Source organism: Segatella copri (genome assembly GCF_019127135.1).
Taxonomy (GTDB): Bacteria; Bacteroidota; Bacteroidia; order Bacteroidales; family Bacteroidaceae; genus Prevotella.
On record NZ_JAHOEA010000011.1, the window covers coordinates 57,483 to 78,320 of the forward strand.

The 20,838-nt window shown below is 40.9% G+C and carries 23 protein-coding genes; 11 read left to right on the forward strand and 12 right to left on the reverse strand.

From position 1 onward, the window contains the following. Window positions 1–75: 75 nt before the first annotated feature. From KSW37_RS04825 to KSW37_RS04870, 9 genes are all read right to left on the reverse strand, one after another. Entirely contained in the window at window positions 76–636 is a 561-nt protein-coding gene (locus tag KSW37_RS04825; protein WP_217314143.1) for a DUF5675 family protein, read from the reverse strand. A 14-nt stretch (window positions 637–650) separates the two neighbouring features. After that, entirely contained in the window at window positions 651–3,266 is a 2,616-nt protein-coding gene (locus KSW37_RS04830) for a hypothetical protein (protein WP_217314142.1), read from the reverse strand. Window positions 3,267–3,547: 281 nt separating this feature from the next. Beyond that, window positions 3,548–3,943 (reverse strand): hypothetical protein, encoded by a 396-nt coding sequence (locus KSW37_RS04835; protein WP_217314141.1) that lies wholly within the window; start codon window positions 3,941–3,943, stop codon window positions 3,548–3,550. Then, window positions 3,925–4,080, reverse strand: coding sequence for a hypothetical protein (locus tag KSW37_RS04840; protein WP_217314140.1), 156 nt, complete (start codon window positions 4,078–4,080; stop codon window positions 3,925–3,927). Before KSW37_RS04840 ends, KSW37_RS04835 begins: the two co-directional genes overlap by 19 nt. Window positions 4,081–4,311: 231 nt before the next feature. Then, window positions 4,312–4,749, reverse strand: coding sequence for a hypothetical protein (locus KSW37_RS04845; protein WP_217314139.1), 438 nt, complete (start codon window positions 4,747–4,749; stop codon window positions 4,312–4,314). A 155-nt stretch (window positions 4,750–4,904) separates the two neighbouring features. Continuing rightward, window positions 4,905–5,090, reverse strand: coding sequence for a DUF5053 domain-containing protein (locus KSW37_RS04850; protein ID WP_417166016.1), 186 nt, complete (start codon window positions 5,088–5,090; stop codon window positions 4,905–4,907). A 43-nt stretch (window positions 5,091–5,133) separates the two neighbouring features. Then, on the reverse strand, window positions 5,134–5,640 hold the full coding sequence (locus KSW37_RS04855) for a pilus assembly protein HicB (protein WP_367397545.1): 507 nt from the start codon (window positions 5,638–5,640) through the stop codon (window positions 5,134–5,136). 437 nt (window positions 5,641–6,077) lie between these two features. Then, window positions 6,078–6,236: a hypothetical protein gene (locus KSW37_RS04865; RefSeq protein ID WP_217314137.1), complete on the reverse strand. Its 159-nt coding sequence runs from the start codon at window positions 6,234–6,236 to the stop codon at window positions 6,078–6,080. A gap of 59 nt (window positions 6,237–6,295) precedes the next feature. Continuing rightward, on the reverse strand, window positions 6,296–6,439 hold the full coding sequence (locus KSW37_RS04870) for a hypothetical protein (protein ID WP_217314136.1): 144 nt from the start codon (window positions 6,437–6,439) through the stop codon (window positions 6,296–6,298). Between the two features lie 437 nt (window positions 6,440–6,876). Here KSW37_RS04870 and KSW37_RS04875 point away from each other — a divergent pair, with 437 nt between their 5' ends. The 8 genes from KSW37_RS04875 to KSW37_RS04910 all read left to right on the forward strand — a co-directional run bounded on the left by KSW37_RS04875 (window position 6,877) and on the right by KSW37_RS04910 (window position 16,981). Beyond that, window positions 6,877–7,143 (forward strand): helix-turn-helix domain-containing protein, encoded by a 267-nt coding sequence (locus tag KSW37_RS04875; RefSeq protein WP_217314135.1) that lies wholly within the window; start codon window positions 6,877–6,879, stop codon window positions 7,141–7,143. Window positions 7,144–7,151: 8 nt separating this feature from the next. Next, a complete protein-coding gene (locus KSW37_RS04880) occupies window positions 7,152–8,216 on the forward strand; it encodes a DNA cytosine methyltransferase (protein ID WP_217314134.1) in 1,065 nt (354 codons plus the stop codon). Next, window positions 8,213–9,448, forward strand: a complete 1,236-nt coding sequence (locus KSW37_RS04885; RefSeq protein ID WP_217314133.1) for a DNA cytosine methyltransferase — start codon at window positions 8,213–8,215, stop codon at window positions 9,446–9,448. Before KSW37_RS04880 ends, KSW37_RS04885 begins: the two co-directional genes overlap by 4 nt. 1 nt (window position 9,449) lies before the next feature. Next, window positions 9,450–10,457, forward strand: coding sequence for a restriction endonuclease PLD domain-containing protein (locus KSW37_RS04890; RefSeq protein WP_217314132.1), 1,008 nt, complete (start codon window positions 9,450–9,452; stop codon window positions 10,455–10,457). Between the two features lie 483 nt (window positions 10,458–10,940). Further along, entirely contained in the window at window positions 10,941–12,485 is a 1,545-nt protein-coding gene (locus KSW37_RS04895; protein ID WP_254368602.1) for an AAA family ATPase, read from the forward strand. A gap of 39 nt (window positions 12,486–12,524) precedes the next feature. Further along, on the forward strand, window positions 12,525–14,609 hold the full coding sequence (locus tag KSW37_RS04900; protein ID WP_254368601.1) for a restriction endonuclease: 2,085 nt from the start codon (window positions 12,525–12,527) through the stop codon (window positions 14,607–14,609). A gap of 12 nt (window positions 14,610–14,621) precedes the next feature. After that, the gene (locus KSW37_RS04905) at window positions 14,622–15,287 is read left to right on the forward strand and encodes a hypothetical protein (protein ID WP_217314130.1); all 666 of its coding nucleotides are present in this window, start codon (window positions 14,622–14,624) and stop codon (window positions 15,285–15,287) included. Beyond that, complete coding sequence (locus KSW37_RS04910) at window positions 15,284–16,981, forward strand: DEAD/DEAH box helicase (protein ID WP_217314129.1); 1,698 nt, start codon at window positions 15,284–15,286, stop codon at window positions 16,979–16,981. Before KSW37_RS04905 ends, KSW37_RS04910 begins: the two co-directional genes overlap by 4 nt. Before the next feature lie 38 nt (window positions 16,982–17,019). On the opposite strand, the gene KSW37_RS04915 is transcribed toward KSW37_RS04910, so the two are convergent. From KSW37_RS04915 to KSW37_RS04925, 3 genes are all read right to left on the reverse strand, one after another. Beyond that, window positions 17,020–17,322, reverse strand: a complete 303-nt coding sequence (locus KSW37_RS04915) for a nucleotidyltransferase family protein (RefSeq protein ID WP_217314128.1) — start codon at window positions 17,320–17,322, stop codon at window positions 17,020–17,022. Window positions 17,323–17,450: 128 nt separating this feature from the next. Continuing rightward, window positions 17,451–17,918: a DUF6575 domain-containing protein gene (locus tag KSW37_RS04920; RefSeq protein ID WP_217314127.1), complete on the reverse strand. Its 468-nt coding sequence runs from the start codon at window positions 17,916–17,918 to the stop codon at window positions 17,451–17,453. Next, the gene (locus KSW37_RS04925; RefSeq protein ID WP_217314126.1) at window positions 17,915–18,430 is read right to left on the reverse strand and encodes a hypothetical protein; all 516 of its coding nucleotides are present in this window, start codon (window positions 18,428–18,430) and stop codon (window positions 17,915–17,917) included. The genes KSW37_RS04920 and KSW37_RS04925 overlap by 4 nt, the downstream gene beginning before the upstream one ends. 74 nt (window positions 18,431–18,504) lie before the next feature. On the opposite strand from KSW37_RS04925, the gene KSW37_RS04930 reads away from it, so the two are divergent. The 3 genes from KSW37_RS04930 to KSW37_RS04940 all read left to right on the forward strand — a co-directional run bounded on the left by KSW37_RS04930 (window position 18,505) and on the right by KSW37_RS04940 (window position 20,575). Then, complete coding sequence (locus KSW37_RS04930) at window positions 18,505–18,813, forward strand: hypothetical protein (RefSeq protein WP_217314125.1); 309 nt, start codon at window positions 18,505–18,507, stop codon at window positions 18,811–18,813. A 160-nt stretch (window positions 18,814–18,973) separates the two neighbouring features. Then, window positions 18,974–19,888, forward strand: a complete 915-nt coding sequence (locus tag KSW37_RS04935) for an Rpn family recombination-promoting nuclease/putative transposase (protein ID WP_217314124.1) — start codon at window positions 18,974–18,976, stop codon at window positions 19,886–19,888. Window positions 19,889–20,068: 180 nt separating this feature from the next. Further along, window positions 20,069–20,575: a very short patch repair endonuclease gene (locus KSW37_RS04940; protein ID WP_217314123.1), complete on the forward strand. Its 507-nt coding sequence runs from the start codon at window positions 20,069–20,071 to the stop codon at window positions 20,573–20,575. The last annotated feature ends 263 nt before the right edge of the window (window positions 20,576–20,838 follow it).

Consider the following 20,838-nt stretch of genomic DNA (forward strand, 5'->3'; position numbering starts at 1 on the left):
TCCATGATATAAAAATGTATTAAAAATTAATCACTAATAATTAATCACTAATAATTAATCACTACTCCCTAATCACTACCCAATGGTCATCCAAATGCTTTCCTCCCTGTCTCTCGCAGCGGTAATGGCATTGATGAGGCGGTGGAGCCAGATGCGGGAGTTCACAACCATACCTTTTACACGGTTCTCACCCACCAGGATGCAGCCTTGCGTATCATCGGGATAATTGCCGGCATGGATGCGGATGCCCTCAAAATTGGGGACACCCAACAGCAGCGGCAACCACATCTTAAACTTCGGCGACTTGCTGATCACCACCGGATAAGTGCCCTCAGGTATCGCCGTCGTGCCCTTCATCTTCTGCGCCTTCTTGCCCGATACACGCCCCAACCGCACATTCTCCTCGGCAGGACTTAGCTCCACACCCAGAAGGTTGCGCCAGCACGGCTCCAGCGTATCACAGAAATACGAGTCCGCATTCAGCTTCTCCGGAGGCACCTCGCATACCGTCTTCAGCCCCCTGCACTTGTTCACACTCTCAATCGTGCGCTTCTTCACATCCTCATCCTTCAGGATATAAAGGCGACCTATCGTGTAGGTCTTCTTCTTCGCTATACGTTTTAAAACTATCTGCATAAGTAAAAATAAATTTAAGATTCAATAACCATACCATCGTGGCGATACTTCAGCTTCTCAAAACTGTCACAACTGTCACAACTGTCACGCTTGCCCGTATACTGATACGCCCGCCTGATGTATTTCCGGTGCAGCCACTGCCTGATCATCATATCGGTACCCTTCGCATCCAAACCATGCTCCAGCCGGATGGCAAGCAACTGCGCAGCCGTAAAGTTATCGGGCAGTATCTGTAAAAGATTCTGAGGCCCACGCTTCGAACTCCTCTCCGCCGTATAGTTCTCCTTCGCAATCATGTCGCCGAAGAACCGCATCTTGCAGTACAGGTCATACTGCTCGCTCCAGCGGATAAACTCGTCAATCTCCGGCTCCCACTTGCAACCATTGGCTACATACAGCACACACGCCTTCAGGTAGGCGATGACGTTGGCACGGAACGAGAGATTCTCAAACGTCCTGTCCTGCGACAGCCGGGCAAACTCAGCATTCTCATCCTTCAGTTTGAGGGCAAGCTGAAACGCCTCCTTACACTCAATCAGACCCGTTACTTTGTTCAGATTTTCGATGTAAGGCCGCAGCGCCTCACGGTACGATTCATCATAAGTACCGTATACAGGCATATCTTCGCCGATTTCCCTTTCAGGGATGGTACAGAAGTTGATACGGCTGATAGGACCATCGGTAAGAACCTTAGAGAAGTAACGCTGACCCTTCTGGATGGTGGTAGATGCATTCCAGTTGAACCGGATGGTAACACGCTCCGTTACGCTCATCGTTCCTACGCGAGTTTGTCCATATTTGTTACCCGGGTCTGCTGCCAGACACATGATACGGAACTGCTGGTTTCCGCTACCCTTGAGCGCATCAAACTGGTCTAGCTCATTGAGCGAAGTATAGAGGAAATGTTCCTGCGCTTCAGCCGTTCTCATCACGAAAGCCGGGTTTGTCATATCCGCATCAATCTCCTGGATAATCAGGTTTTCAGGTCTCTTGCGCTTATCCTTGTTGGCACCCTTGCGCAGCATCTCATCCTTCCACGCCTTTTCGCGCTTCAGGTTTTCAGCATCCCTCTGCCTGATATCCTCCATAATGAAATCGATGGGCCTGTTCACGCTGCTCTTACCCGCTCCGGTACCCGCAAGCAGCAGCGTCATCAGTCTCGCCTCGTGCTCCACGTTGTCAATATACCGGAACCTCGTCTTCCAGAGATGCGTAGCCAGCGGCGGAAAGATAGCGTGCGCCACAGCCGGCTTATAAATCTCCGGCGTCCTCGATATCAGCAGTTCCACCAGCTTCGGCAGCTTCTTCGGCATCTCCGGCGGGTCAGGATAATCCTGCTCAGTACTTTGAACTTGGAGATTTGAACTTTGAACAGCATGATTAGTCACAGCATTTGAATTGGCTTTCCCTTCGGCCGCCGAACGTTGTTTCTTCACTCTTCGTTCTTCACTCTTCACTCCATTCGCCTTCTGCTCCGCCAGCGCATTCACCCTTATCACTTCCCTCGACATCGGCTTCGTATTGTCAGCATATTTCGCATAGAAATCGTGAATCAGCTGATGGCAGTCGTTCTCCTGATAGTAGCTCGGCATTTTCACCCTCACCACCTTCATCAGTTCCTCCTCCTCCATCACCCTCGAAGCACCGGCGCTCATGATAGCCAGCAGCGAAGAGTGTCTCGACCCCACGGTATCAATCTCCATACCCCCGAGTCCGGCAGCCTGCGTAAAGAGGTCAAATGCAATCAGATTCTTCTCTCTGGCTTCCAGTCCGCCAGCATCCTGATTGCCTCCAGAATCCCCGATATGAGGAGCATCAGCACCATGGCTATTACCAGGTTGGGCAGGCTGAACAGCAGAGCCAGCAGAAACAGCAGGATTGCCGTCGTTGCCCGATAGTCTATTATTTTCATTATTCTTACCATTGCTATTAACTTTTAACTGTAAACTATTAACTTTCCCTCTTCCGTCCACGGTCAGTCCGCGGTCCAGATACGCCTGCCTTCGCATCAGAATCTCCTTCTCGCTCAGCACGGCGCACCACATCTTCGACCTGTAGATTTCCGAGTCCTTATCCGTAAGATAAATCATTCTCTCGGGTGTGATGCAGCTCTCGTCATACGGCACCCCCAGCGCCTCGCAATACGCCTTCTGCGTCTCCTCGATGGTCATTCCCACCGGCAGTCTGATACCGATGTGCAGCTTCTTCCGGGCACTGTAGCAGAGGTGCAGCAGCGAGCCGTTCCAGATGCTGTCAGAGCAGTTCAGCTCCCTTGCCTTCTCGATAGCCTTGTCTACATACTCCCTGTCGTCCACGTCGATGATAGTCTGGAACATGAAGCTCTCGGGCTGGGCATTCTCCTGTCTGCGCACATTGTTCTTGAAAATGCCGTAGTGGGGACAGAAGAAAGGCAGTTCGCTCTTCAGCCTGTCCTGCGCCTTCTTCACCGCCTTCTCGTCGTTGGCATCCACCTTCGGGATAGGCAGTTCGCCCCTAATCTGCCGAATCATCTTCCTGATTTCCGGCGATGCAATCACCTTGTCATACACCGCCAGACTGTTGGAAAACACCTTCCCCTTATTGCCCTTGCGATAAGGGTTCAGTGCAATTACATGTTGTGTTTCTGTCATGTTATTTCGTTAATAAAAGATTGGTTTGTGGGGTAATCCCCTCTTCCGTTTTCACTACTCTCAGTCGTCTGTAAGAAGGATGACTGAACACATACGCTTTCACTTCCATCATTTTAAATAATTTAGAAGATTGGGGGCTCCCACCACGGTTGATGTGCAGATACACAAAAGCCCCCGAAACTCAGACCGCATTGGTTCTGAATTCCGGGGGCAAAGGTAGGGAAAATTTCTCGCTTCTACCTAGTACGTACTATGTACGCGTACTAGTACTACCTGCCAGATTAGCCTCTGATAGCAGGCATCACTTTTTCGAGGAAGGCACCCGTTTTCTTCTGTTCCATTCCCCGGTTGCAGGCGGCTCTCATCGAGTTCGGATTAGGACCCCAATAATTGCCGAATACGCTCCATATATTCTTGATTTCCAACTCTGTACCTATCTGATTGGCAAGGACGGCAGCTTCGGATGATGACAGTCCTGAGGGCATGAAATCTTCGGTTACCATACCAATCTTTATCAGGTTGTTCTTAATCCTCTGAGCCTTTTCCGTTTTCAGCTCTTCCGGCATCTCAGCATTTCTGCATGAGGTTTGCTCACAGGCATTGCTGCCATAATAGTTCTCCACATGTTCAAAATAAGAGCTACCAGCGTTCATGATGATCATTCTTTGTCCAGACATTTCTCATCCTCCTTTCCCTGATAGTTGTTCATGTGCTCGATATACTGACCACCATTCATCTGGATGGTATTGTAGATAACGATGGTGAAATGCTTTATTACGAAGCGAATAAATTTCCTATAAAAAAATAGTTTCATCTTCCTTTGTTGTTTTTAGGTTGATTATTAATTGTTTCCGCCTCATTTTAGTAGAGGACGTGTGTTTGCGCTAACGTTTTTAGCGTAAGCCGCTGGAGAACTGCCGAGCGCCTACTATCGTAAGGTGTGGGGGCGGGTAGGGTTGTGCGTACTTTCTGGGTATTGGTATGATTTATATTAATACTTGGCTTCAGATGTTAGCATCTTAACCGGTTGTCTCTTATTTAATGATTAAAATTCATCGTTTTGTCCGATTAGTTCAAAGAAGCTGATTGCTATAATACCGAAAGTCTTCTTGTATTTTTCCATGGCTTCCGTGCATTTCACTCTCTTTTTTTCCAACTCATCAATCTTTTTCCTTTTCAGATATAACTTCATCTTATCATCTTCCTGGAGATTTTTCAGTTCCTTGTCACATGTTTCCTTAAGTCCATTGAGGAAACTTGCTATGATTCCCATCGTCCTAGCCATCGTTTTAACAGTTATGGTTTGATCCTTTTCACATATCCGTTTAAATGTAGTGTGATCGAAACTGAAAATCTTTTCAACGCTAGTGGGACCCATCAATTTGTCACGACACAACTCGCTTAAGAAGTCTCCTAAGCTTTCTAGGCACCTTTTCTTAACACGGTCTAGGTCCTTTTGGGTTATGTTCATCTTTTTTGGCATTGCGTTAAAATTTGCTGCAAAGGTTATAAAAAAAAGTCATATAACCAAATAGGAAGTGAGTGCTATAAGACTCACGGATTTTAACGAAATTTGTGCGTTCGTGGTATGTTTGACCGAAGGAAAAAGGCTAAATGATGCAAGAAAAGAGATTTTGTTCAAATTCTGTCTGCAGCAGCACGTATGCGGTTTGAAACCTCGCATAGTGCTCCACGGAGCATATTCTTCTCTTCTTCGGTGAAACTTCCCACTCCACCATTTCCATCGATGCCGTCGAGTTTGTGATAAAGCCATGATGCTGACAACATTTGGGCACAAAAAGCCCCCGATGCGTCACGCACCAGGGGCTTAAAGAGTTCATTTAATTACTTTATGAAAACACAACCATCAAAAGACGGCTGCTTGTAAATCCGCTTTAATATTGTCCATACAGGCGTTGAGTCGTTGGTATGTTTTCTCTCCAGCGGTCTTGACTCCACTTACATACTGGCGCATGAGCGATGGGTTGATGCCTGCACGTCTGGCAATCTCGGTAGCGTTGAGAAAGGAGAACTCCTTGAAGAAAGCTTGCACGTCGTACTTATATGTAAACGTCAAGTCTTGCAAGGCCTTGTTGTTAGGGTCATCATCCCTACATTCCTGAAGAGCCTTCATGAAGTCGGCCTTGGCTTCCTCTGCGGTCGCACCATCGCCATCTATGACACCATAATTACCCAATGGCTTATCATTGTAACAAGAGTATCCGCCATTACCATATTCTAAAATCAGCACTACATTCTTTGCCATATATCTTATTTGTTTAAAATTCCCATAAAAAGAGTTCTCCACATGTCCATCACGCAACACGCTCATCTTAACCTCATGGCTACCATGTCTTGGAATTCTGATTTTCATCCCATTCTTGGGATTGAACCATTCATCGTGCTCGGCACCATGTCGAGTGATAAAGCATCCCGCTTTAGTCAACTCATTGTACAATTGATTGTGTTTGATTGTTGTAATTAAACATGTTAAAGAACTCTTTGTCTGAATGACACTGCAAAGGTAGCTAAAAAGCTATAAAATATCAAATACTTAGGTAGCTTTTCCGCTACGTTAACTAAACTTTAACATTTGGGGGCAAAAAACATCTATCGCGTCAGAGAAGAAAGCGATAATCGAGTACTTTTGGTTATGGCTTGACAACGTAAAACCCGATGTCAGCGTCACGGTTCATGTCATTTTATGACCACGTGACTATCACTCCTTAAACAAGTATCGCCAACCACGTGAAAAGCGATACCTGTAACCACGCTAATGAAGCGGTATCATTTGTAATTACTCCTTTATATTCATATTCTTACCCCTTCCTTTTCTACGTTCCTGACGAAGGGTGTATTCCTATACTTTTCCCATTCCTGGGCGGTATACATCACGGGGTTGATTTCCTCGCCCAGTTCCCATCCGAGTTCGGTCAGTGGGTAGGTGATGTTGTCATAATCGTCAGCCATTCACGGATAGCCGCCAATATATGTTCCTTTACATTCATAACTTATAAATGTATCCTCCGTTATTTGAATAATTTTCGGGCATCAGGAAGTTCGACTCCTGAAGCTTCTGCTGCACGGAGTTCTTTAAAAGCCTGTGTCAGACTTTCCTTCACTACCAATCTCTGTCTCATAGCTTCTGCATCTACATCTGTTAATGTTGCCATAATCTTCTCCTTTAATTAAATATCTCCCACAAAATTACACTTTTTCTCTGAAAGCGCCAAATTATATCTGATAAATATACGCAAAAAGAGCTTTTTTAAAGGTAAGGCCATTCCCCTCACGCATCTCTGCAATTCCCTTCACGCATCCCTGCTATTCCCCTCACGCCCCTGCCATTCCCCTCACGCCCTGAAGGGGCAGAAGCTCCTAGCCCAGGGCATCGCCCTGGGTATTCATGTCCGCACGCCTGGCGCCCTGAAAGGGCAAGAGCTTTGTATGGCGCCCGAATCTCAGGCTTTGTTCCCCAATCCATCTTTTGAACTGGCTATGGGATTCTGCTAATTATGTTAAAATGTAGTCTTTTTGGGGATAAAATACTTTTAGCCTTATTTGGGCTAACCGATTTTGGGTTATATATTTGCACTAAAATAAGTGAATTATGGACAAAAGTATACATACAAAATTATACCAACGCATGATAGCTCGCTTGCGTGCCAAGCGAGAAGAAAAGGGTGTTACGCAGATGCAACTGGCTGAAAGGTTGGGAGTTAACCAAACTTTCGTTAGCAAAGTTGAAATTTGCGAGCGTCGTTTAGATATAGTTGAACTTCTAACGATTTGCGAAATCCTAGAAATTCCTTTCGTTGATTTTATCAAAGAAATCGACGAAGATATTATTTCAAAGTTTAAACAATCTAAAAAATAATAGTTGTAATGATAAAAAAGCAATATAATATTATAGATTTATTTTGTGGTTGCGGTGGCCTTTCGAAAGGTTTTGAAGAAGCCGGCTACAAAACGTTATTAGGTGTAGATATTGAGCAAGCGGCACTTAATACTTTTGAAAAAAATCATGAAGGTGCTGTTGGAATGAATTTGGATTTGTCAGCTTATGATTCTTTTGATAAGATAGATAAGGTTATTGACGGTAGAAATGTTGACGTTATAATTGGAGGTCCACCTTGTCAAGGTTTTAGTTTAACAGGTCCAAGAAACTTCGAAGATAAAAGAAACAAGTTATATCTGGCAATGATTGAGACGGTTCGACGCTATCAGCCTCAAGCTTTTCTTATAGAAAATGTACCAGGAATGGCCAATCTTTATAAAGGAGCTGTTAAAGATGAAATAGTCCGGAGATTTACAGATATGGGGTACAACGTCAATTGTAAAATTGTTTGTGCTGCTGATTATGGAGTCCCTCAAATTAGAAAACGATTAGTATTCGTTGGATTAAGACGTTCTCCTGTTAAATATGATTTTCCTTCTCCTATCCTGGAAGAAAAAGACTATATAACTTGTAAACAAGCCATTTCTGATCTTCCTCCTTTGGTAGATGAATTAGGAACAGAGATCTCCTCTTACTCTAACGAACCAGAGACTGATTATCAGAAACTGATGAGAGGAAAATGTGATGTATTGTATAATCATGTTGCGGTTAATCATAAGGAATTCGTTAAGCAAGTTATAGCTCAAGTACCTGATGGTGGTAACTATAAGGATCTTCCAGAAGGAGTCGGAACAAGCCGTAATTTTCATATGGCATGGACACGATATGCAAGTAACAAACCTTCTCGTACAATCGATACAGGACATCGAAATAATTTTCACTATAAATGGAATAGATGTCCTACTGTAAGAGAGAGTGCTAGACTTCAGTCTTTTCCTGATGATTTTGTATTTTTAGGGAATAAGACACAGCAAAACAAGCAAGTTGGTAATGCAGTTCCTGTTTTATTAGCATATGCTTTAGCAAAACAAATTTTAAAGTATTTGAAATGACAAAGAAGTTACATACAATAGAATTATTTGCAGGTTGTGGGGGGCTTTTAGAAGGCTTTCTGCAACAGGGAAGTTTTGACACTCTAGCATGTGTTGAATGGGAGAAGGCACCTTGCATGACATTAGCAAATAGACTTGAAAAAAAATGGCATCATAAAAATGCAAAAAACGAAGTTGTTAGATTTGATATACAACGCACTGATGAATTGATAAATGGCTTTGACGACGTAGAATATGGTAAACATGAGGGTCTAGCTAAACTTGTTGGAAACCAAACTGTTGACGCAATTGTTGGCGGTCCTCCTTGTCAAGCTTATTCTTTAGCAGGAAGAATTCGTGATGAACATGGAATGAGAGAAGACTATCGCAATTATCTGTTTGAAAGTTATATGCGAATAGTACGATACTTTAAGCCAAAGTTCTTTGTATTTGAAAATGTTGTGGGGTTGTTAAGCGCAGCTCCTGATGGTTATCCTATCGTAGAGCGTATCCGTAAAGAATTTATGGATGCAGGCTATAAAGTGGCTAATAATTTTAAGGATACATTATTTGAAGTTTGTGATTATGGTATTCCCCAACATCGTAAAAGGGTTATAATTATTGGAGTTAGAATGGATTATTTTGATAAAGGCAAAAATGTGTCTGATGATATGATTCATGATTTTTATAAGGTTATTATGCCCACCTTGCGAACAGAACAGAAAACTGTCGATGAAGCAATTGGAGATTTGCCAAAGATATTTCCACTTCCAGAACCCGTAGTTGTGAATGGTAAAAAATATTCTCACGCACCAATATCTTCTGATAAAGTCAAGAATCATGTACCACGATTCCACAGTACTAGAGATATCTCTGTCTTTCGTATGTTAGAAGAAGATATAGAAACAGGTAGAAATGAATATGTCAAAATTGATAAGCTGAAGGAACTTTACACAAAGGTTACAGGAAAAGTTAGTAACATACATAAATATTATGTATTGCGTAGAAATGAACCAAGCAACACTATTCCCGCGCATCTTTATAAAGATGGTATGCGGCATATTCATCCTGATTCTGCTCAAGCTAGAAGTATTACGGTAAGGGAAGCTGCAAGATTACAAACATTTCCGGATGATTTTGAATTCTTGGGTGCTAATATGGCTCAATATAAGATGGTTGGTAATGCTGTACCTGTAGATTTCGCAAGAATTGTTGCAGAAGCATTATATAAATTAATAGATAAATATTGTTAGTATGCTTTATTATACAAATTTAGATAAGACAGTTTTGGGGATGCAGCGGAATACTGCATCTTCAAATAATATTGTTATCGTATCTGGTTACATTGGATACCAGACGATAAAGATGTTGGCAGATTGTTGTAATGACGTGCATATAACCATTATCTATGGCATGTATGGTAATGACAGCATATCATTACCATTACACAATGCACTTAAAGAAATTCAGTGTCAATATCCCAATGTAGAGATTCTTTATTCAACAATTCCTGTCCATTCGAAAATATATACATGGAATTGTGATGATAGCATAAAAAGAGCCCTAATTGGATCTGCTAATTTTTCAGTTAGTGGAATGATGAATGATTATAAAGAGATACTTTCTGATGTAGAAAAAGATGTATTTGGAAACTTACAAAATTATTGTAATTACGTTCTTTCCAAGGCCATTAATTGTACGGATGTGAATGTAAAGGTAAAAGAAGTATGTAAAGCCTCAAGACGTAGTAAGTTTGCACAGCCTCTTTTATCTAAAAACGTTTGTAGAGCAACTCTATTAGATATACACGGAAAAGTCAGTTCTAAGTCTGGGTTGAATTGGGGGTTAAGTAAAGGACACGTTTCTGATGGAGATGCTTATATTCGTATTACTTCTAAATATATAGAGCAATTTCCTACTCTTTTCCCTCCTAAAAAATATGTAGAAGTTGAGAATCTGCAATCATCTGGAAGAGCACATCGTGAAAATGATGAAGTGGAGTTGATTTGGGATGATGGAGAGAAAATGTTAGGTTTATTGGAAGGACAGCAAACAAGAAAAATAAATGGTTTGGTTTATCCTAAACAGCTCAGTTCTAGCCCTTCTAAATCAATACTGGGAAAATATTTACGTAAAAGACTAGGCGTGGATATAAATCATATCATAACTAAAGCTGATTTATTAAGATATGGTCGCACGAGTATTGATATATCTTTGATAGGGGATGGTATATATTATTTGGATTTTTCAGTAAAAAAATAGATTATGTCAGAAGCTTCACCAATATGTAGGGGCAAGAACCTTACACTTGAAACAGTATTGGCATTTGTAAATGCAATGCCTTTAACTCCTATGAAAAAGGCAGAATTTCATGCCGTAACGGAGTCGAAATTGAAAGGATGGACTCAGACGCATTCTCAAATAGCGAGACAATTAGCTCTTTATTTTGAGAAAGAAGGTATATGTTATCCTCGTTTTTCGCAAAGGATGACTTATACAGATATTTTGTGCTATATGGTAAATTGGGCAAAGCATTATTTTGTACCAAATATTTATACACCTAGCTTGAAAATTGAAGGATATAGGATTACCAATATTTATGCTTATTTGAAAAATTGTGTAAAGAATGGAGTATGTTCTTATAATGATGCATGTTTGCAAATGTTTGGTGTAGAATTAAACAATATTGATAAAGTAAGAGTATATATAAATAACTTTACTGATTTAATAATTAGCGATGATTTAATGTTTGTAAACGACCATTTGGCTGATACTTCAATACCTGAGATATATCCCAATAATATTGGTTTGTCTGCTGAAGACTATTTTAATTATTTCACAATTGGTTTACACCAGAAAGCAGATTCTCTCCAGCAAATCTTCTACGGTGCCCCTGGCACCGGTAAGAGCCACGCTATAAACGAGCTTACAGCGGGCAAGGATGTTATCAGAACAACGTTCCATCCTGATACCGACTATTCCACTTTTGTAGGCGCATATAAGCCTACCACTAAGTCTGTACCTGTAACGACTGTTATTGGTACTAATGCCGTCCCTGTAATGTATAATGGCAAGGGAATGATGGAGGATAAAATCGTCTACGAGTATGTGAGTCAGGCCTTCCTACAGGCATACGTTGCGGCATGGAGGAAGTATTGTGACGTACAGGAGGGCGAAGAGCCTGTGGACGAATTCCTGGTTATAGAAGAGATTAACCGAGGCAACTGCGCCCAGATTTTCGGAGACCTCTTCCAGTTGCTCGATCGTGGCGATGAAGGATTCTCTGAGTATCCTATCAAGGCTGATTCTGACATGAAGAAACTGCTCGAAAAAGAATTTGAAGGACTGGAAATCAAGAATAAGGAGGGTATTAACGCTCTTTTTAAAGGTGGTAAGGACATTGTAGCCGAAGTGTTGGCTGGTGACGTTCTGCTGCTTCCTAACAACCTCTATATTTGGGCAACTATGAATACTAGCGACCAGTCTCTCTTCCCGATAGATTCAGCCTTTAAGCGCCGTTGGGACTGGAATTATGTGCCAATAAGTAATGCTGGTAAGAACTGGATGATTGAAGTGAACGGAGCCCAGTATGATTGGTGGAATTTCCTTGAGGCTATTAACGACAAAGTTTATCATGCAACCTATTCAGAAGACAAGAAGCTAGGCTATTTCTTCTGCAAGGCTAAAGATGGTGTAATAAGTGCCGATAAATTTGTCAGCAAGGTTATCTTCTATCTTTGGAATGATGTGTTCAAAGACTCTGAATTTGAGGGAGATACCTTTAAAGATGAGGATGGAGAAAAACTCTCATTTGATAAGTTCTACTCTGTAGAAAACAATCAGGTCAAAGTGAATGGAACGAAAATCGTTAAATTCCTAAGTAACTTGAATTTGGAACCTGATTCCGAAGACGATGAAAACAACAGCGAAGAAGGGGTTGAGACCGAGGGCGATAAGAAACTTCCAAAAACTCCTAAGGTGTTTTCTGTTGAATTCCCTGACGGAACCGTTATAAACGAGAAGAACAGGTTTGAAACCTATCTTAAGGTGCTTTCTAAAATCGGAATAGAACAGGTTGAAAAAATTGCGGGAGAAATGAAATATCAACGCCGTAATACGCCTCTGGTAACAAAAAAACAACATGAGGAGATTTTGAATGACGCTGTCTATAGTTATGTTCAAGAGGGCGATTATTATATAGTCAAAGGCATAGATGCCATTACTATGTATAATATGGTAATGCTGTTGGATAACCGCTTAGACTTGCAGCTGAAAGTATGTTATGAATAAGACTTTTGTCTGCATATAATCGATTTAAAAAGTAGGAAAATGAGAATCCTGATAGAAGAATATCAATACAATGTATCTGATGTGCACGATGTATTATACGGCATCGATGCAATGGAGAACGTAGAGGGCAAGGTGTCCATCCATTATGTAGGGTATTATTATAATGCCCTATTAGGAGACTGCGTGTTTATTCTTCCTAAAGTATTGCTGCGTGATGTGGATGGCAAGGAACTTGCTTTTGGTAAGTACCAGCCATACGATATTATCAACCCTGAAGGTCAGGAAAATCTGACAAAAGAGGAGCGTGATTTCCTCTATGGCTTTGCTGTATGGATATATAGAGCCATCGTTGTATATAAGAATGACAAGAGCAACGATTCGACTATAGTTTATCAGAAGATGATTAATCAGGTGGGTGGTAGCAGCAAGCGGAAGAGCAATACATTCCTTGATATTCTTCTGTCGCTGATCCAGTTTAATAAGGATAATAAGAGTTTCTTCTTCTTTGTGCTGAAGAACCTCCATTCAGGCTTGAACAAGATAAACTGGACCCGCACTATCAGTACTACTTCTGCTATCATCCAGGGAGGGGATGCCATCTACTTAAACCCAGTCAACAAGAAACGCAAGATTAACTTCGATGAAGAACTGCTTGTCATCTTCTTCTCGATTCTCAATTATATTGGCGATACATACGGATTTCCTAAAGAGATTAACTGCAATTTCGACCTGATAAAGGGCAAGCAGTTTGAGAAATACAGAAACGGATATGGCAAAGTACGCTTGAATCAGATTAAGTATAAGTATTTTTCTGACAAAGCGTTACAGCTTTGGAAGCTGTGCTATGCTTTCTTCGACAAGTCGCATCAGATATATGTAAATACCAGTCAGAAAGAGTATCTGCTTGTCAAGAGTTTTCATATCGTGTTTGAGGCGATTATTGATGCCTTGGTGGGCGATAATCCGCTGCCTGACGGAATGGACAAGAAACAGGAAGATGGTAAGATAGTGGACCACCTCTTTACGGCGAAGAGCTTGATTAATGACGAATCAAGCAATACTTATTATATCGGTGACAGTAAGTATTACAAGATGGGCAACGAACTCGGGAAGGAGTCCATTTATAAGCAATACACCTATGCGAGAAACGTGATACAGTGGAATCTGGATATCTTTAACAGCGGCAGAAAGCCTGAATCCGGCATTAAGCTTCGTGATGATGAAACAGAAGGTTATAACATCATTCCTAACTTCTTCATCTCGGCTACAATGGATGAAAAGTACCGCTACGCCATAGATGGTATCAAGGAAACTGACAGAAAGAACAACAGGTACATGTCTAAGCAGTTTCAGAACAGATTGTTTGACCGTGATACGCTGCTCCTGTTCCATTATGATGTTAACTTCCTGTTTGTTCTCTCGCTCTATGCAAGAAATAATAAGGGGGAACAGCAGCAATGGAAGGAGAATATCAGGGCTAAATTCTGTTCAGAGATACGCAACTGGCTCCAGCAGGATTTCTGCTTCTATGCCATGCGTCCGCTTCCGTCTGTGAATGCAAAAGAATATGTAGAAACACATTTCAGGCAGGTTCTGGGTAAGGTGTATACCCCATTTGAGGAAGAAAATATCTTCTCTCTTGCTCTCGATAAAAAAGACGAAAAAAACAATGAAGCATTGCTTGCAGAGCTTAGGAAGAATTTTACTGTAAAGGAGTGCAGTCTGGGTACCGATCCGCATGAAGTCTTGCCTGATGAAGATCATGTTCCTGTTGTTTCTGCTGGCAGTGATGAGAAGAATATCCTGACTTGTTTGGTGCGTAAAACTGATGATGTCTTTAAGGCTTTTGCACAACATAAAGGCAAAACATATATCATGGAGAGGATACCATCAATCAACTTGATGGGTATCAAATACCTCTTACCAATGGTAGGTGGTAAAATAGATGGCTATTACGATGTTGAAAGAATCGGTTTTACTGATAAAAACGATAAGCCAGCTCTGCGCTTAAGAATAGGTGAATATCATAGCTTGGGAGATAAATGGGTGCAGATATATGGTATAAAGATGCAACCGGGTGAGTTGATTTCCTTGAACTATACGCTTAACATGTACACAAACTAAACTGTATATAATATGAATGAAGAAATCAAACACTCAAGAGCCCCCAAAAAACTCTTGAGAATTACCTTCCCTAACGGGAAAGTAATATGTTATAATAATGCGACATCAACCATGATCGCTGTATTGAATGAGATAGGGGTAAAGATGTTCCCATCCATCAAGCTGGAAATGTGCCATTTACCTCTTCTTTCAAAGGAAATATATCCGAAGTATCAAAAGGATATGAAGCCTATTTGTAAGGGATGGTATCTGAATGCACAATCTAATTCTGATACAAAGTTTCTTCAACTAAATTCTATCAATGATCAACTTCATTTAGGCTTAAAAATAGAATTGGGGGCAGGCTTTGATACTGTGGAGAATCCAGGAAAGGAAAAGAGAACCAGGAGTAGAGATAAATTGTTGGTTCAAATGCCCGATGGAGAGTATATTGCCAACGATAGTGCTTTAGAAACGTTTCTGGAAGTTATATGGAACTTAGGCATTGAAGACATTAGAAAAAAAGAATTATCCTGGTGTGGTAATCCTCTTATAACGAGTAAGAAAATGGTCTACAATCAGGTGCAGATAGACAGTGATAGATGGATTATTGTGCCTAATACCACCAAGGACAAAGTTAAGTTGCTACGTGTCATTGGAGCTATGCTTCATGTTAAGATGGAAATAAATGTGATATGATGGATTCCACTTCATTTATACAAGATAATACGGTACTTCGCCCACATCAGATAGAAGCAAAAGCTAAGATATTTGATGCGTGGAGTAAGTATGATTCTGTCATGCTTCAGATGCCGACAGGAACAGGTAAGACATATCTGTTCACATCACTTATCAATGATATCATCAATACTTACAAAATGGCTCATAAGGATATAAAAATCTTGATTGTAGCCCATAGAACAGAACTGCTTGATCAGATATCTGCCACTTTGAATAAGTTTGGTATAGCTCACGGTTTTATACAAGGAGCAAGAGAGCAGTATCTTTGGAAACGAGTTCAGGTAGGGAGCATTATGTCATTACTTACAGATAAGAATTATCATAATGTTTGCAGACAGAAGTTTAACTATATTATCGTTGATGAGGCACACCATTCTCTTGCTGATACCTACATCAGGCTTTTTGAATTGTTCCCAAATGCGAAGAAATTGGGTGTTACAGCAACGCCTTGGCGATTGAATCACGAATCGTTCCTTTCATTATATCAATATCTGATAGTTTCGCCCCAGATTTCTTGGTTCATAAACAATAATCTTTTGTCCGACTTTGACTATGTTTCTATCAAACAGAATTCTGAAGTTCAAAGACTTGTTGATAATTCTGAGGTGGCTAGAACAGGCGATTACTCTAATGTAGACCTTGATAATACGTTCAACAACCAACGTATCAGGTCAAAACTATATGAATCTTATCTGCATTTTGCCAATGGACGAAAGGGTATTATCTATGCCATTAATAAACTTCATGCAGCTAAGATAGCGGAATTATATAGTAGTCATGGCGTAAAAGCTATGGCCATAGACTGCGACACTCCTAGAGATGTACGCCAGCAAATAATAAGCGCATTTAAGAACGGAGAAATATCTGTCTTGGTGAATGTTGATATATTTACGGAAGGATTTGATTGTCCTGATGTGAATTTTATTCAGCTGGCAAGACCAACGAAATCTCTGTCCCTTTATCTGCAACAGGTAGGAAGAGGGTTGCGAATAGTTGAGGGGAAGGAGAAAACAATTATCTTGGATAATGTAGGTCTGTATAATTATTTTGGGCTTCCTGATGCAAATAGAAAATGGCAATATCATTTTGTTGGTCAGGAGGATGTAGAACATGAAAGTCATAGTTCTCAAGATAAAGATTCGTTTGGCATGTCAGACTTTGAATTTGCTGAAAGCAAGTTTAATGAAGATGATGAGCAGATGGTTGTGATCAGAGGAGCCACATCGTCTGTGGCAAGCGGTATTCAAGAGCGTCAAGAGCAAAAAAAAATGCCAGTCATACAAGAATTGCCGTTATGTGATTATTACCTCATCATAGGTCATAGAAAGCGGTTTAAGGTATATCCGTTTGTAAAAAAAAGAGGGAAAGCTACAGATAACGTTGGAAATTGTGTTTTCGAATATGATGAAGCAATAAGAAAAATCGAGCTTACAGAGGACACAAATCATAATTTGCAAGAATTAGAAGGTAATTTAAAACTTCAGTCTATTATTGCTTTTGCAGCGATGCTTGCTAAGATAAAGATAGATGAGGTAGTAAATATTAGTAGTTTGCAAGAAATAAGTAATTCTGAAAAGAAAAGCTCTGAAAGTATTTTCGAGGTGTTTGATATGATAAGTAAAATTTACCAAAACAACAAGCAAATTGTATAAAGGGCTGATAGAATGATTGCTGAGGTAGTTTATCCCATCTATCGCTCTGCTATCACTTCAATCCCCTCTCTCTCAATTTCCTTGAGCAGGAAGGGGTTGAGGTGCTGGTGCTTTCGGATAATATCGATAGGGCAGCCCAGAAGGGCTTCAAGGTATGATTTCAGACGGACTATCAGGAAAAACTTAGGGGGCATTTCTACATAGATATCTACATCGCTGCCATCATGGTGCTGGTTTCTTGCTACAGAACCAAAGAGACGCAGGGAGGTGATGCCGAAGGTGTTTTGCAGTTCTTCGGCATGAGATGTGATGAGGGCTATGTATTCTTCTCTTGTCTTCATTCTTAATATCCTTATGTTTCTTAAGGCTTTTGCCCCTTACAGGGCGCAAGGCTGATTGCGCTTATACCCAGGGTGTTACCCTGGGCTAGGGGCTTCTGCCCCTTCAGGGCGTGTGGGGCGCAAGGTATCTAAAGTACCGCTGCACAGACCTTGCGGAACCAGTCGAGTTTCTTGCCGCTCATTTCTGCTATGGATAAGTTCTCTTTGTTCACATCTTCTGGCTCAAAATCATAATAAGAATCTTCGGTAGGGAGATAATCCTCTGGAAGGTCTTCTATGGAGTGGGCCTGGAAGTTGTGATGATTGCCTTCTTCATCAATATCGACAGTATATACTATGTCGTCTAATGGCGAACTTAATACGTTACGCAATGTTTGCTTTTTATTCGTGTACTTTTGTATATTGTCGTAATCGGTTCTGATGAACATCCAACGATTGTTTGTATCATCTTGGTCTATCCAATAGAAGAGATAGTTGTCACCCTTGTTGGTAACGTAGTGTGACAACAATGGTCCATCGAAATATATAAGATCGGCCACTTTCTTGAATTTGTCGAAGTTGCGCTTCTTGATGCAAATACCTTTTATTGTTTTCATAATTTTCCCTCCTCTAGTTTAAATGTTTTGGATAAGTCACATGATGGGAATTCAAATAAGTTATAATGTCCGTTGCTTGCTGGTGTAGTGATATTGCCATCTTTGTTAGTCACAATTCCTGAAGAAATACGATCACCTATAGCTTTGTATATATTTCTCATATTTTTTGCAAGTAAGTGATAGAACTTGATGGCTTTGTTCTTTTCTGTAAAGCAAGACAGAGCATATCCACCAACATCAACTTTTCTTTGGCCATTCATAATAGCACGTTGAGGCTTCATGATGTAGTTGGGTAAGTAGCTTTTGGACATATCTGTACTGAAAACGAATCTGAATCCTTTCAAATCGTTTGGCTTTACAACTTTGGGCATCTTTAGTCCTTGTTGTATCAATGCGTCTATTTCTGCTTGATACTTATATATTCCCATCTTTTTATGTTTTAAATCTGCTGCAAAAATAAGAAATATTTCTCTTTTATGCAAGTTTTTGGGCTTTTTCTTTTGTGTTTTCATGAGAAAAGATTCATTTTGCCAATGAATGGTGTTAATTGATATAAGAATTGTTTCTTTTAATAGAATTAAATAATATGAGTATATTGGACAAAATACCTTCTTTGGCAGAAAATGAACTCTTCCAGAAACTTGCTGCGATAGAGGACATTACTGTACTCTGCAAGGAAGATCAAGAGAAATATGATGATGCAATAAAGGTGATGCGTGACCATATTGCAGCATATAAAGGAGCTATCATAGAGGCTAAAATTGAAGTAGCTAAGAATATGCTGATGGAAAACGAGCCTGTTGATAAAATCGCAAGATATACAGGCCTTTCAGAAGAAAAATTATTAAGAATTAAGGCAAAATGCGCTTATACCCAGGGTGTTACCCTGGGCTAGGGGCTTTTGGGCCTTCAGCCCGTACCTGAACCACATGCGGAACTATCAAGTAGCTATTATCATTTTTTAGTCAAGAATTAGAGAATTTTTTCTTGTTAATTTCTTGGAAGTTACGAAAGAAAAGCTTATCTTTGCAGCGAGAACATAAAATCGTAAAGATATGGCAAGATACATCAACCCATTCTCAGACTGGTCGTTCAAACGAATCTTCGGCCAGGAATACAGCAAAGACTTGCTGATAGAGTTCTTGAACCAGCTGCTCCTGGGAGAGCAGCACATCACGGATGTGAAGTTTAAGGACAAGGAGATGTTGCCAGAAACAAAAGACCAGAGAGGTATCATCTACGACGTCTTTTGCGAAACTGACACAGGTGAGCACATTATCGTTGAAATGCAAAACAGGAGCCAGACCTATTTCATCGACCGGTCTCTCTACTATGCATCGAAAACGATAGTAGACCAAGGCGTAAAAGGACAATGGGATTATCATCTCACACCCGTTTATGTTATCTGTTTCATGAACTTTGATGTAGATGAAAATACGCCAAAGAAGTTCAGAACAGACGTTGTGCTGGCAGACAAGGATAGCGGAGAGGTTTATTCTAACAAGATCCGCTTCATCTACTTGGTAATGCCTCTTTTCAAGAAGAAAGAGGAAGAGTGTACTACGTTTTTAGATTGTTGGATTTATAATTTGAAGCATATGGAGACTTTGGAACAAATGCCTTTCGAGGCTCAGCATAAGATATTCAAGAGACTGGCAGAAATTGCCGACTCAAAGACTCTGACCAAAGAGGAACAGGAGAAATACGACAACAGCATGATGGTCATGTGGGACAATTATGCGGTATATAAGCATGCTGAGGAGAAAGGATTAAAAAAAGGTATGGAGAAAGGTATGGAGAAAGGTATGGAGAAAGGTATAGAGAAAGGTATAGAGAAAGGTATAGAAAAAGGAGAAAAAAAGAGAAATAAAGAGATTGCTTTGAACCTGTTGGCATACAATACTCCAATAGACGTCATTGCAAAATCCACCGGCTTATCTATCGAAGAGATCAAGAAATTGGAACAATAAAATTAACAAAGTTGAGTTAGGAATCAATAATTTGAAATCGTCAGCAACCTGCTGACGATTTTTGGTTTTACAATGAATCCGAGAAAAAGTTCCGCAAACTGCGGAATTTTTTCATATAGAGGAGCATATAGCTTGCAAACTTATTAGATTAGAAGAAAGAAGTCTTTGTAAATAAAGAGTATGCCAGATAGAATGACCATAGAACAGCGCCATAACAACATGGCGGCAATAAGGGGCAGGGATACCAAACCGGAGATTCTTGTCAGGAAATTTCTGTGGAGTAGGGGATTCAGGTATCGGCTCAATCATCCACGGTTGCCGGGCAAGCCGGACATCGTGCTGAGGAAATATCGCACCTGTATTCTGGTGAACGGGTGCTTCTGGCACGGACATGAGGGGTGCAAATATTATGTGGTGCCGAAATCGAACACCGGGTTCTGGATGGAGAAGATCAGGAGGAACCGGGAGAGGGACCATGAGGTGCTGCACCGGCTGGCTGAAATGGGATGGCATACCATCGTGATATGGGAATGCGAACTGAAGCCGGCGGTAAGGGAGAAGACGCTGGAGTCGCTCGCCTTTACGCTGAACCATATCTATCTGGAAGATCATCATATCAGAAGATATGAATTGCCGGAAGAAGAGCCGGAAATGGTGGCGGAGCCGGAACCAAGGCATCGTGATTAGTAACTGCCTGAAACAGTTCGCTAACTCAAAAAACAGTTCGCCAACGACACAAAAGAGTTCGCTAACTCAAAAAACAGTTCGCCAACGAAAAGAAAGAAACAGCCCAAGAAGTCAAGCAAAGAAAAGAGTTCGTGAAGGCTAAAAGAGCCATCTACAAACTTATCACTTCTAATCCAAAGGTGACAACTGCGCAAATAGCAGTTGTCTAGAGAGTGTAAACTAAACTGTGTCAAGCTACAATAAAAGTAGTTTAACACAGTTTT